Annotated in this window: 10 protein-coding genes; 6 read left to right on the top strand and 4 right to left on the bottom strand. The window is 67.0% G+C overall.

Features of this window, described 5'->3' with window-relative positions; translation table 11 throughout:
- Positions 1 to 110 precede the first annotated feature (110 nt).
- Positions 111 to 1400 (top strand): cytochrome P450, encoded by a 1290-nt coding sequence (locus AT701_RS29490; protein WP_011730985.1) that lies wholly within the window; start codon positions 111 to 113, stop codon positions 1398 to 1400.
- Positions 1401 to 1413: 13 nt separating this feature from the next.
- Here the strand turns inward: AT701_RS29490 and AT701_RS29485 are convergent, their stop codons facing one another.
- Both AT701_RS29485 and AT701_RS29480 read right to left on the bottom strand, forming a co-directional pair.
- Positions 1414 to 2184, bottom strand: a complete 771-nt coding sequence (locus AT701_RS29485) for an alpha/beta hydrolase (protein ID WP_014878534.1) — start codon at positions 2182 to 2184, stop codon at positions 1414 to 1416.
- A 94-nt stretch (positions 2185 to 2278) separates the two neighbouring features.
- On the bottom strand, positions 2279 to 3190 hold the full coding sequence (locus tag AT701_RS29480) for a LysR family transcriptional regulator (protein WP_011730983.1): 912 nt from the start codon (positions 3188 to 3190) through the stop codon (positions 2279 to 2281).
- A gap of 151 nt (positions 3191 to 3341) precedes the next feature.
- Between AT701_RS29480 and AT701_RS29475 the strand changes: the two genes are divergently transcribed.
- The 3 genes from AT701_RS29475 to AT701_RS29465 are packed head-to-tail and all read left to right on the top strand — an operon-like array spanning position 3342 to position 7344.
- Positions 3342 to 4670, top strand: coding sequence for an MFS transporter (locus AT701_RS29475; protein WP_011730982.1), 1329 nt, complete (start codon positions 3342 to 3344; stop codon positions 4668 to 4670).
- Positions 4667 to 5413 (top strand): 3-hydroxybutyrate dehydrogenase, encoded by a 747-nt coding sequence (locus AT701_RS29470; RefSeq protein ID WP_003897426.1) that lies wholly within the window; start codon positions 4667 to 4669, stop codon positions 5411 to 5413. Before AT701_RS29475 ends, AT701_RS29470 begins: the two co-directional genes overlap by 4 nt.
- Entirely contained in the window at positions 5410 to 7344 is a 1935-nt protein-coding gene (locus AT701_RS29465) for an acetoacetate--CoA ligase (protein ID WP_058127759.1), read from the top strand. The genes AT701_RS29470 and AT701_RS29465 overlap by 4 nt, the downstream gene beginning before the upstream one ends.
- On the opposite strand, the gene AT701_RS29460 is transcribed toward AT701_RS29465, so the two are convergent.
- A complete protein-coding gene (locus AT701_RS29460; protein WP_058127111.1) occupies positions 7325 to 8611 on the bottom strand; it encodes an HNH endonuclease in 1287 nt (428 codons plus the stop codon). The two genes, AT701_RS29465 and AT701_RS29460, sit on opposite strands and share 20 nt — an antisense overlap.
- A gap of 293 nt (positions 8612 to 8904) precedes the next feature.
- On the opposite strand from AT701_RS29460, the gene AT701_RS29455 reads away from it, so the two are divergent.
- Positions 8905 to 10104 carry an IS110 family RNA-guided transposase gene (locus AT701_RS29455; RefSeq protein WP_058126511.1) on the top strand — a complete coding sequence of 400 codons (1200 nt, stop codon included), beginning with the start codon at positions 8905 to 8907 and terminating at the stop codon, positions 10102 to 10104.
- 31 nt (positions 10105 to 10135) lie between these two features.
- On the opposite strand, the gene AT701_RS29450 is transcribed toward AT701_RS29455, so the two are convergent.
- On the bottom strand, positions 10136 to 11317 hold the full coding sequence (locus AT701_RS29450) for an ROK family transcriptional regulator (protein WP_058127110.1): 1182 nt from the start codon (positions 11315 to 11317) through the stop codon (positions 10136 to 10138).
- A gap of 106 nt (positions 11318 to 11423) precedes the next feature.
- On the opposite strand from AT701_RS29450, the gene xylA reads away from it, so the two are divergent.
- Positions 11424 to 12647 (top strand): xylose isomerase, encoded by a 1224-nt coding sequence (gene xylA / locus AT701_RS29445; RefSeq protein ID WP_011730977.1) that lies wholly within the window; start codon positions 11424 to 11426, stop codon positions 12645 to 12647.
- Positions 12648 to 12672: the final 25 nt, after the last annotated feature.

Below are 12672 nucleotides of genomic sequence, written 5' to 3'. Positions count from 1 at the left end.
CCGACTACGACTCTTGACCGCTCGGTCCGAGGCGTGATAAGCATGACCCATCCTAACAGTTTGATCAGTCGATCAAACTACGCGTGTCCGGGCACGAAAGGCCTTTCAGCATGACCGATCTCGCCTCTGTCGACTACTTCTCCGACCCGGCCGTCGCGCAGGATCCCTACGAGTACTACGACTTCCTGCGCAGCCGCGGACCGGTGACCACCGAACCGCACTACGGCGTCGTCGCGGTCACGGGTTATCAGGAGGTGATGGCGGCCTTCAAGGACCATGATTCGTTTTCGGCGGTCAACGCGATCGGCGGGCCGTTCCCGCCGTTGCCGTTCACGCCGGAAGGTGACGACATCACCGAGCAGATCGAGGCGCACCGGCACCTGTTCCCGATCCACGAGCACATGGTGGTCATGGATCCGCCTGCGCACGAACGCGCTCGCTCACTGCTCTCCAAGCTGCTCACCCCTCGTCGCCTCAAGGAGAACGAGGATTTCATGTGGCAACTCGTGGACCGCCAACTCGATGCGATCATCGGCAACCAAGCGGACGAGGGCCGCTGCGAGTTCCTCTCGGAGTACGCCAAACCCTTTGCGACGTCGGCGATCATCGACCTGCTCGGTGTTCCCGAGGAGGACCGTGCGGAGTTCCTGGAGGCGCTGGGCGCCGCACCGCGTGAAGGCGCGCGCGTGGGCGCGCTCGACGGCGAGCCCGTCGGTCTCGACCCGCTGCAGTATCTCGACTGCAAGTTCGCGGGCTATCTGGCCGAGCGCCGTCGCGAACCGCGCGGCGATGTGCTCTCCGGCATGGCCACCGCGACGTACCCGGACGGTTCGACGCCGGATCTGATGGAGGTCGTCAAACCCGCGACGTTCCTGTTCGCGGCCGGGCAGGAAACCGTCACCAAACTGCTGAGTTCGGCCGTGCAGACGCTCGCCGAACGTCCCGAGTTCCAGGAGCGATTGCGCAAGGAACCGGACCTGATCCCGGTGTTCATCGAGGAGGCGCTGCGCACTCAGAGCCCGACCAAGGTCGACTTCCGGTTGGCGCGCAAGACCACGACGCTCGGCGGCGTGGAGATCAAGGCCGGCACGGTCCTCATGCTGTGCCTGGGTGCGGCCAACCGCGATCCGCGCAAGTTCGAGGATCCGCACGAGTTCCGCATCGACCGGCCGAACGTCCGCGAGCACATCGCGTTCGGCCGTGGCATCCACACCTGTGCCGGCGCGCCGCTGGCGCGTGTCGAGGGCCAGATCACCGTGCGGCGCATGCTGGATCGTCTGCGGGACATCAGGATCGACGCCACACGGCACGGCCCGGCCGACAGCCGAACCTATGCGTATGAGCCGACGTTCCTGCTGCGCGGTCTCACCAAGCTGCACATCGAGTACACGCCGGCTTGACGGAGCGTCTGACTCAGCCGATCTGTGACGAGATGAACTTCACGACCGTCGCGGCCACCTCGCGGTGCACCGACTCGTTGAGAACATCGTGGCGGGCGCCGTGGAACTCCTTGAGTTGCAAGGGCTCTATCTGCTCGGCGTAGGCACGCACGGCGTCGACCGGCGCGATCACGTCGGCCGAGCCGTGCACCGCGAGCGTCGGTACCGTCAGTTGGGGCAGCTCCAGCCCGAACCGGTCCCAGGCGCGGTCCAGTTCGCGCGTCAGTGGTGCGGCGTCGGCGTCGGAGAACGCCAGCGGATCGTTCTCGAGCGAGTCACGGTAGAACGGGTCGCTCGACAGCCAGTTCAGGTCCAGGTCCAAAGACGTGTCGGCGTCGAGCATGTCGGGAATCGGCACCAGTGGTGCGCCGGAGATGATGCCGGCCCGGTACCGGTCAGGCTCGGCGAGCAGGCGGAACAGGGTGACCACCGAGCCGAACGAATGTCCCTGCGCGATCAGCGGCAGCCCTGGATTCTGCTTCTCGGCCAGCACGGTCAACGCCTCGGCCAGCGCCGAGCTGTCCTCGATCTTGCCGAAGTCCCCACGCGTACCCGGCGTGAGACCGTGCCCGAACTGGTCGACGACCCACAGGTCGATACCCGCGGCGTTCAGCGTGAAGCCGTAGCGGTGGTACAGACCCGTGTGCTCCCCGAACCCGTGCAGGAAGATCACCGCCGCGCGCGGTTCGGGAGCCGGCCAGTGCCGGTAGTAGGCGCGTCCGCGCGGGTGCTCGACGAAGGGCATGTCATTACTGCAGCAATGTCGCGCCGCGACCGCAAGGGTTTCGAGGCGTCCCGCGGTGTGGTACGAGATCTCATCCGGCATGTGGTGAGAAACGTTATCGGACGCCCAGAAGTACATCGCGCTGATCGGCCATCCGGTCGCGGATCGCGTCGACCACAACGGCGACCACCGGGCGGCGCAGGGTCTCGGCGCGCGCCACCAGCCAGTAACTCAGGCGCACCGAGACGGTCTCGGGCAGGACGCGTACCAGATCGTCGTGGCGGTCGGCCATGAAACACGGCAGAAGTCCGATCCCGGCCGACGCACGGGTGGCCTCGACGTGGACGAACACGTTGGTCGACGTGACCGACTCGTGCATGGCCGGCGCGAAGGCGGGCGCCAGGTCGAGGTCGTCGACCTGCAGCATCGAGTCGATGAAGTAGACGAGCGGGTACCGCTCGAGGTCGGCGACGCTCTCCGGTGTCCCGTGCTCGGCCAGGTAGTCGCGCGCACCGTAGAGGCCCAGGCAGTAGTCGCCGAGCCGGATCGCCTCGGCGCGGCGCACCTGTGGCGCGCCCACCACGATCTCCAGATCGAGGCTCGTGCGTTGCTGTGACGCGCGGCGCGTCGTCGCCACGAGTTCGACGGCGATGCGCGGGTGTTCACGCTGCACCTGCGCAGCGGCCGGCGCGGCGATGTAGGCGCTGAACCCGTCGGTCGCCGAGATCCGCACGACGCCCTCGAGCTGCCGACGCCGATCGGCGGCCAGGGAGGTCACGGCGGCCTCGACGGTCTCGGCGGCCGCAAGGGCGTCGCGCCCCAGATCGGTGAGCTCCCAGCCGCCCGCACCGCGGGTCAGCACACGGCCGCCGAGTGCCTCCTCGAGCGCGGCGATGCGTCGCGAGATGGTCGTGTGGTTGATGCCGAGTTCGTCGGCTGCGGTGGTGTAGCGGCCCGTGCGCCCGACCGCGAGCAACACCAGGAGGTCATCGGCGCTGGGACGGCGCGACGCAGGCGCATCAGCCATTTCTGCATTTTTGCAGACAGAAGGTGCATCGGTGGGCATTGCGGGCAGGTCTCCCGTGCAGGAATACTCACGAGAGCTGTCGTGGGTGTCACAGCGCCCACGTGGCATGACCCATGCCATAGCCCGCCGTATTCACGCCGAGGAGTCGCTGATGAGCGCACCCGTCCCGACCGGCCTCCGCCGCGTCGTCGTCGCATCGATGGCCGGCACGGTGGTCGAGTGGTACGAGTTCTTCCTGTACGGGACTGCTGCCACGCTGGTCTTCAACAAGGTGTTCTTCGCGCAGGGCGGCGACGCCCTCGACGCGATCCTCGCGGCCTTCGTCACCTACGCCGTCGGCTTCATCGCCCGCCCACTCGGCGGCATCGTGTTCGGCCACTACGGCGACAAGTTCGGCCGCAAGAAACTGCTGCAGTTCTCGCTGCTGCTGGTGGGCGCCGCGACGTTCCTGATGGGCTGCCTGCCCACGTTCGGACAGATCGGTTACCTCGCGCCGACCCTGCTGGTGATCCTGCGGTTCATCCAGGGCTTCGCGGTCGGCGGCGAATGGGGCGGTGCGGTGCTGCTCGTCGCCGAGCACAGCCCGAACCCCAGCCGCGGGTTCTGGGCGAGTTGGCCGCAGGCCGGCGTGCCGGTCGGCAACATGCTGGCCACCATCGTGCTGCTGGTGCTCAACGGTCTCCTGTCCGACGCGGCGTTCCTGTCCTGGGGCTGGCGCGTGGCGTTCTGGCTGTCGGCCGTGGTCGTGCTGATCGGCTACTACATCCGCACCAAGGTCACCGACGCGCCGATCTTCGTTGCAGCGCAACAGGAGGCCGAGCGCATCAAGGCCAGCTCGTTCAACGCCATCGAGGTGCTCAAGCTCTACCCGCGTGGCGTGATCACCGCGATGGGCCTGCGGTTCGGCGAGAACATCATGTACTACCTGGTGGTCACGTTCACGATCACGTATCTCGCGCAGCGCGTGCACGTGGATACCAACCGGATCTTGTGGTACTTGCTGATCGCGCACGCCGTGCACTTCCTCGCGGTCCCCACCGTGGGCCGGCTCTCGGACCGCTTCGGCAGGCGTCCGGTGTACTTCCTCGGAGCGGTCCTCGCGATGGTGTGGGGTTTCTTCGCCTACCCGATGATGGACACCGGCCAGTACGCGATCGTCACCCTCGCGGTGATCCTCGGCCTGGTGATCCACGCCCTCATGTACGCGCCGCAGCCGGCCATCATGGCGGAGATGTTCCCGACGCGCATGCGGTATTCGGGTGTGTCCCTTGGCTATCAGGTCACCTCGATCGTCGCGGGATCGTTGGCTCCGATCATCGCGGTGTGGTTGCTGAAGACGTTCGACTCGTCGGTGCCGATCGCGATCTACCTCGCGCTCGCCGCGCTCGTGACCCTCGTTTCGGTGATCGCCGCGCGTGAGACCAAGGGCATCGACCTGGCCGACATCGACGCGGCCGACGTGGAACGGGTGCGCGCGTGACGGATCTGGCCGGTCGCAAGGCTCTCGTGACAGGTGCGGCCAGTGGCATCGGTGCGGCGTGTGTGCGTGAACTCGCCGCGCGCGGTGCCGCGGTCACCATCGCCGACATCGACGCCGAACGTGCCGACGCGCTGGCCGCCGAGGTGGGCGGAACGGCGTGGGCCGTGGATCTTCTCGACGTCGCCGCGCTGGAAGACCTCGAACTCGATGTCGACATCCTGGTGAACAACGCCGGTGTGCAGAGCATCAACCCGATCGAGGAGTTCCCGCCGGAGCGGTTCCGGATGCTGATGACGCTGATGGTGGAGTCGCCGTTCCTGCTCATCCGCGCGGCGCTGCCACACATGTACCGCCAGCGGTTCGGCCGCATCGTCAACATCTCGTCGGTGCACGGCCTGCGCGCCTCCGAATACAAGGTCGGCTACGTCACCGCCAAACATGCGCTGGAAGGGCTGTCCAAGGTGACCGCGCTCGAAGGCGGCCCGCACCAGGTGACGAGCAACTGCATCAACCCCGGGTATGTTCGGACACCGTTGGTCACCAAACAGATCGCTGATCAGGCCCGCATCCACGGCATCCCAGAGGATGACGTGGTGGCGCAGGTACTGCTGAAGGAGAGCGCGATCAAGCAACTGGTCGAGCCAGAAGAGGTTGCCGCGCTGGTCGGTTGGCTGGCCTCGCCGTCGGCACGCATGGTGACCGGCGCGTCGTACACGATGGACGGAGGATGGAGCGCGCGATGACCGCACCGCAGTGGGAACCGACGCAGAGTGACATCGATTCGGCGCGGGTGACCGACTTCGCGCGCTACGTCGAATCCCGCACAGGGGTCTCCGCGCCCGACTACCAGGCGCTGTGGCGGTGGTCGGTCGAGGATCCGGGCGCGTTCTGGGCGGCCGTGTGGGACTACTTCGACCTCGGCGAGCGCCCGGACCAGGTGCTCACGACCGACGAGATGCCGGGGGCCCGGTGGTTTCCCGGTGCCAAGCTCAACTACGTCGACCAGGTCAAGCGCAACGCGCGCACCGACCGGCCCGCGATCCTCTACGTCGCCGAGGGCGGAGCAGTCACCGACATCTCCTGGAAGGAACTGTTGGGGCGCACCGCGGCATTCGCCGACGCCCTGGTGTCGCTCGGGGTCAAACCGGGCGACCGCGTGGCGGGCTACCTGCCGAACATCCCCGAAGCCATCATCGCGTTCCTGGCCACCGCGAGCATCGGTGCGATCTGGAGCGGCTGCGGACAGGACTACACCGCCAAGGCCGCGCTCGACCGCCTCGGCCAACTCGAACCCACGGTGCTGGTGACCGCCGACGGCTACCACTTCGCCGGCAAGACCCACGACAAGGCTGACGACATCGCCGCGCTGCGCGACGGACTGCCCACGCTCAAGGCGTCGGTGCTGGTGTCGCGGATCGGCGAGGCCCGACCCGACTGGCTGGACTGGGCACAGCTGAGCGCGCCCGGCCCGCGCGAACTCACCACCACCGCGGTGGATTTCGACCACCCGCTGTGGGTGTTGTACTCCTCGGGCACCACCGGCCTGCCCAAGGGCATCATGCACGGCCACGGTGGCGTCCTCATCGAACACCTCAAAGCCGTTGCGCTGCAGAACAACATCGGCCCCGCCGACACCTTCTTCTGGTACACCAGCCCGAGTTGGATGATGTGGAACTTCCAGGTCGCCGGGCTGCTCGTGGGTGCCACCATCGTCTGCTACGACGGCAGCCCCACCTACCCGAAGGCCGATGCGCTGTGGGACGTCTCGGCCAAGATCGGGGTCACGGTGCTCGGCACCAGCCCCGGCTACGTGCTGGCGTGTTCGAAGGCCGGCGCCGTGCCGCGCAAGGAGCACGACCTCTCGGCGCTGAAAGTCGTCGGCATCACCGGATCCTCGCTGCCGCCGTCATCGGCGTTGTGGTTGCGCGACAACGTCGGCGAACGTGTACAGGTGTCGTCGATCAGCGGCGGCACCGATGTTGTCTCGGCGTTCATCGGCGGGGCGCCCACGGTCCCGGTGTGGCCCGGTGAGCTTTCTGCGCCCTACCTCGGAGCCGCCATCGACGCGTGGGACGAGAACGGCAAATCCGTGCGGGGCGAGGTCGGCGAACTCGTGATCACCAAACCGCTGCCCTCGATGCCCATCGCCTTCTGGAACGACCCTGACGGATCTCGTTACCGGGCCGCGTATTTCGAGATGTTTCCGGGCGTGTGGCGTCACGGCGACTGGATCACGCTGACCGAGCACGGCAGCATCGTGGTGCACGGCCGCTCCGATTCCACGCTCAACCGCCACGGCATCCGGATGGGCAGCGCCGACATCTACCAGGTCGTGGAACGCATCCCGGAGATCGTCGAGGCCCTCGTCATCGGCGCCGAGCAGCCCGACGGCGGGTACTGGATGCCGTTGTTCGTGGTACTCGCCGACGGCGTCGAACTCACCGACGAACTGCGGGATCGGATCAAGTCGACCATCCGCACCGAGGTGTCGCCGCGGCACGTGCCCGATGAGATCATCGCCGCACCCGGTGTGCCGCACACACGTACGGGCAAGAAGCTCGAGGTGCCCATCAAGAAACTCTTCCAGGGCGCGGACCCGGCCAAGGTCGTCGACCGCAGCGCCGTGGACAACCCGGATCTGCTGCAGTGGTTCGTCACGCAGCGTCGAAAGTGACCAGGTCGATGGTCAGACCGGTCTCGACCAGGCTGAGCGTGTGCCGCACCGGTCTGCCCGGTAGCGGGGGCGCGGTCGAGCGGTAGACCGCCCCGGTGGGGGTGACGTACTCGGCGATGTGCTCCCCGTCGGAGGTCTCGGTGATGATGACGCTCCACCCAGGGGCTTCCTTGGCGTAGTTGCAGGCTTCGCAGGTGCCCAGCCCGTTGTGCGCGGTGGTGGGTCCGCCGTCGTGGTGCGGGACAGCGTGGTCGCGGTGGCGGATGGGGGCGTCGCAATACGGCGTACGGCAGGTCTGATCCCGTAACCCGATGAACGTGGCCAGCCCCTTCGGGAAGATCCGGGAGCGGGACTCCATCGCGACCAGTTGTCCGGACTTCGGATGCCGGAAGAGCCTGCGCACAGCGGCTTTGGTGTTCTCGTCGAGCGTGGCGTCGGCGACCATGCACCGTGCGACCTCCGCAGGCACGGGGCCGTACCCCTGCACCCAGCCCGGTTGGTCGTCCTCGCCGAACAGCGTGGTGTCGGCCATGACGAGATTGAGGTTGACCGGCACAGGCGCGTGCGCGGGACGACCGGTGACGCGTTCGACGAGGGTGTCGGCCATGACCTGGCTGCGGTTGCGGTCATCGGCGTTGACCATGGCGGCCTGGTGCAGCGCGGCATAGACCGCGACGCCCTGTTTGAGGGGTAGCAGCACGGTCAGTTTCGTCATGGCGTCCGGGGCGGGGCGGATGGTGACACGGCGGTCCTTCTCGGCCTTGGCCGAGCGGTCGAGCACAGCGTCGATGTTGAGGCGGCAGGTGATCTTCTTGGCTTCGGCGGCCACGCGGGCATCGCCCCAGCCGTCGAACCGGGATGGGTCGGCCGACAGTTCGGCATCCAACTCGCGCCGCAACTCTGGTGACAGGCACGCGGATTCGCGGGCGATCAACGTCGCACGCCATTCCGAGAGCGCGCCGCACCGCAGTGCGGCCAGGGTGTGGGGCAGTTCGTCGACGAGGGCGTGGGCCAAACCGAGGTGGCGTCCGCCGGCGTTGGGGGATTCACGCCGTGCCAACGCCACCTCGGTGGCCAGGCCTCTGCCGCGTCTGGACGCCGAGATGCCCGCCGCAGCCTCCGCGGCGCGGCGTTTCTGTTCCCACAGCACCGAGGCGGTGGCCTGGGCGGCGGCCGCGGCAGATTTCATACGTTCGAATTGCTCGATGCGATCACGCAGTTCGGCCTCCGAGGCCTGCGGATCGATATCGAACACATTCTCGATCACGCTTCGAACGCTACTCCTGCCCACCGACATTGATGTTGTTCAGCCGATCGCGGTTGACAATGAGGCAGCCCGTCCGCTGCTGGTGGTGACCCTCGCACTGACTGACGCCCTACTGGGTTGTCCTTGACTTGATCTGTCCCACCAGTGGCGGGTGGGTTGCTCCATAAGCCCCGGTAGAGCGGACATGACCTAATCAGGAGCCTGGCAGTTCCCTCTTCAATGTCTTGTCTGCCCGCCCTACCGGGTGTCACACCGCAACCGCCGGTGAACACCGGCAGAAGGGCACCACCATCGTGACACCGTCACAGATCGTCGTCATCGGCGCCGATACTCACCTCGACACCATCCACCTTGCCGCTTTGTCTGAGACGGGCAAACCTCTCGGCGATGCTGAGTTTCCCACCCGCCCATCGGGTTACTACGTTGCGGTCAAATGGGCGCAGAGCTTCGGCACGGTCACCCTTGCTGGGGTGGAAGGCACCAATTCCTATGGGGCCGGCCTGACCCGGGCGCTGCAAGACGGCGGCATCGACGTCGTCGAGGTCAACCGGCCCGACCGCGCTGCGCGCCGACGCCGCGGCAAGTCCGACCCACTGGATGCCTACGCCGCAGCCCGCACGGCGTTGTCCGGGCACGGACTGGCTGCCCCTAAAGACGAACGCACCCTAGCCCTCAGTGCGCTGCTGACCGCCCGCCGAGGCGCTGTTAAGGCCCACACCGCTGCCACCAATCAGATTCAATCGCTGTTGGTAACTGCACCATCTGAACTGCGGGAATGCTACCGCCGCTACACCACCAGAGGCCTGGTCAAAGAACTGGCTCGCTGTCGTCCCACCGCTCACACCGACCCCACCGCCGTCGCCGTGCTCACCGCGTTGAAGGCCCTCGCCTACCGTGCGCAGTTCCTCCATCACCAAGAACACGAACTTACCGAGCAGATCCACACCCTGACCCAGCAGATGAACCCCGGACTGCGCGCCGCGCACGGTGTCGGACCCGACACCGCCGCCGCATTGCTGATCACCGCCGGCATGAACCCGCACCGACTGCGCAGCGAAGCCGCCTTCGCCGCCCTATGCGGCGCAGCGCCTGTGCCCGCCTCTTCGGGTAAGACCACCCGCCACCGACTCTCCCGCGGTGGCGACCGCACAGCAAACAACGCGCTCTACCGAATCGCGTTGGTTCGAATGTCCAACGATCCCCGCACCCGTGACTACGTAGCCCGTCAAACGGCCAACGGTCGCAGCAAGATCGAGATCATCCGACTGCTCAAACGCGCCGTTGCCCGTGAAGTCTTCCGCCTGCTCAGCCAACCCTGCGCCATCGACGACTACAGCGACCTTCGACCCGCCCGGCAAGCGAAGAACATCACCTTGACCACCGTCGCCAACCACCTCGACGTCTGGCCCAACGACATCTCCCGCCTCGAACGCGGACTCAAACGCGACGACACCCTCGCCGCCAACTACCGCGAGTACCTCAGCGCCGCTTGACCCGTAACACGAATAGGAGCATCAAGTCCGTTCAACCGGCCTCGACACCGCCCGGATCTGCGAGAACGGGTGCAAACGCCAGTTCGGCCGCACCGATCATGAGCGTGTCGGGTCCCAGTGTCGCGGGCACGATCCGCACCAGGCTGCACGGCGCGGCCATGGTCCGCCGCGCGAGTTCCTCGCGCAGCACCGCGGCCGCGAACGCGGGGAACACCCGAAGGAACCCGCCGAGCACCACCAGGCGCGGGTTCAGCATGTTGATCGCGGTACCGAGCGCGATCGCCAGCGCGCGTGCCTGCCGGTGCAGTTCGTCGCGTCCCGCGCAGTCCGAGGTGGCATCGCCCGCGGCACCGTCGAGATCGTCCAGCAAGGCCGCGAGCGGCGCCTGGGTCACCTCGGTCTCCAGGCATCCCGTGCTGCCGCAGTGGCACAGGCGCTGCCCGCCGACGAACGTGTGCCCGAGTTCGCCGGCATAGCCGGCAACGCCCTGCAGCAGGTCGCCCGCGACGACAAACCCCGCGCCGATACCACTGGGTCCGCCGTTGACGTAGATGAGGTCCTCGACGTCGTGATGACTGCCGAAGAGGTGCTCGGCGATCGCTCCGACGTTGGCGTCGTTGCCGGCGTACACAGGTAAACCTGTTGCTGCGCTTAGCATCTCGCCGATCTCGACGTCGTGCCAATCCAGGTTGGGTGCCAGTTGCACGAACGACGCGCGGCCGTGCACCAGACCGGGCACCGCCATGCCGACCGCGGTCAGCGCCTGCTCGTCGCGCAGGTTGCGGCGGATGTCGCCGATCGCCTCGGCAGCAATCGCGACCGTGTCGGAAGGCGTGGGGATGCCCGCGGTGGGGTGGCGGACGACGTCGAGGACCGCACCGCCCAGTGACACCAGGCCGACCGTGACGGCGTCGACCTCGGGGGTCACGGCGACCGCGAGCACCCGGTCGCTGGGCCGCACGATGGGGCTGGGGCGTCCCACCTGCGACACCGACGGCGCGGGGGACTCGTCGACCAGGCCCAGCGCGACGAGTTCCTCGACGAGGTCCTTGGTCGTCGACCGCGACAACCCGGTATGGCGCGTGAGGTCCGCGCGGCTCAGCGAACGACGACGGTGCACCAACGTGAGCACGCTCGACAGATTGCGCCGTCGAACATCATCGTTGCTGGTCCCGACCCGAGCGGCCCGGTTCTGCTGGGTTCCGTTTGCCAACGCGACGACTCCTCACATCCAACCCTTGACGTGTCTTGAACCACATCTTATGTTCGTCGAGAGAACAAAATACAACCCTCAATTCCGCCCGATGAGGAGCATCCGCATGACCGTGTTGGAGTCGAACGTCTCCACAACCGAACCGCTCACCCCGAAGCGAGAGGACCGTTTCTCGTTCGGCCTCTGGACCATCGGCTGGAACGGAAACGATCCGTTCGGCGTCGCCACCCGCCCGGCGCTCGACGTCGTGGAGGCCGTCGAGAAACTGGCCGAACTCGGCGCGTACGGGCTGACGTTCCACGATGACGACCTGTTCGCGTTCGGCAGTTCCGACACCGAGCGGCGGCGGATGGTCGACCGGTTGACGTCGGCGTTGTCGGCCAACGGCATGGTGGTCCCGATGGTGACGACCAACCTGTTCACCCAGCCCGTCTTCAAGGACGGCGGTTTCACCAGCAACGACCGCACGGTGCGGCGTTTCGCGCTGCGCAAGGTGCTGCGCAACATCGATTTGGCCATCGAACTCGGCGCCGAGACCTTCGTGTTGTGGGGCGGCCGTGAGGGCAGCGAATACGACTCGGCCAAGGACGTGCAGGCCGCGCTGGCGCGCTACCGCGAAGCGATGGATCTGTTGTGCCAGTACGTGATCGACCAGGGCAGCGGGTTGCGCTTCGCGATCGAACCCAAGCCCAACGAGCCGCGCGGCGACATCCTGCTGCCCACGGTGGGGCACGCGCTGGCATTCATCGACACCCTGGCCCGCCCGGAGATGGTCGGGGTGAACCCCGAGACCGGCCACGAGCAGATGTCCGGCCTGAACTTCATGCACGGCATCGCACAGGCCCTGTACAGCGGCAAGCTCTTCCACATCGACCTCAACGGTCAGCGGGGCATCAAGTTCGACCAGGACCTCGTGTTCGGGCACGGCGACCTGGCCAATGCCTTCGCGCTCGTGGATCTGCTCGAACACGGTGGTCCCGACGGCACCCCGGCGTACGAGGGTCCTCGGCACTTCGACTACAAGCCCAGCCGCACCGAGGACATCGACGGTGTGTGGGCCTCGGCGGCCGCGAACATGCGGATGTACCTGCTGCTCAAGCAGCGCGCCGAGGCGTTCCGCGCCGATCCCGCGGTGCGTGAGGCGATGGCGGCGGCCAAGGTGGCCGAATTGCGGCAGCCGACGCTCGCGCCGGGCGAGACGTACCACGACCTGTTGGCCGACCGCTCGGCCTTCGAGGAGTTCGACAGTGAGGCCTATTTCGGCGGCAAGGGTTGCGGTTTCGTCGCATTGCAGCAGTTGGCCATCGAACACCTGATGGGCGCGCGATGATCGGCGGACACCCGAGAAGCGAAGG

Source organism: Mycolicibacterium smegmatis (assembly GCF_001457595.1).
Classification (GTDB): Bacteria; Actinomycetota; Actinomycetes; order Mycobacteriales; family Mycobacteriaceae; genus Mycobacterium; species Mycobacterium smegmatis.
Note: the sequence above shows the minus strand (reverse complement) of the source record. Positions and strands in the feature narration are given on the sequence as shown.

What these genes read in the sequence shown, in the direction of transcription:
- AT701_RS29490 (WP_011730985.1), top strand. Translation starts at nt 111, where the DNA reads ATGACCGATCTCGCCTCTGTCGACTACTTCTCCGACCCGGCCGTCGCG.
- AT701_RS29485 (WP_014878534.1), bottom strand. Translation starts at nt 2,184, where the DNA reads ATGCCCTTCGTCGAGCACCCGCGCGGACGCGCCTACTACCGGCACTGG.
- AT701_RS29480 (WP_011730983.1), bottom strand. Translation starts at nt 3,190, where the DNA reads ATGGCTGATGCGCCTGCGTCGCGCCGTCCCAGCGCCGATGACCTCCTG.
- AT701_RS29475 (WP_011730982.1), top strand. Translation starts at nt 3,342, where the DNA reads ATGAGCGCACCCGTCCCGACCGGCCTCCGCCGCGTCGTCGTCGCATCG.
- AT701_RS29465 (WP_058127759.1), top strand. Translation starts at nt 5,410, where the DNA reads ATGACCGCACCGCAGTGGGAACCGACGCAGAGTGACATCGATTCGGCG.
- xylA (WP_011730977.1), top strand. Translation starts at nt 11,424, where the DNA reads ATGACCGTGTTGGAGTCGAACGTCTCCACAACCGAACCGCTCACCCCG.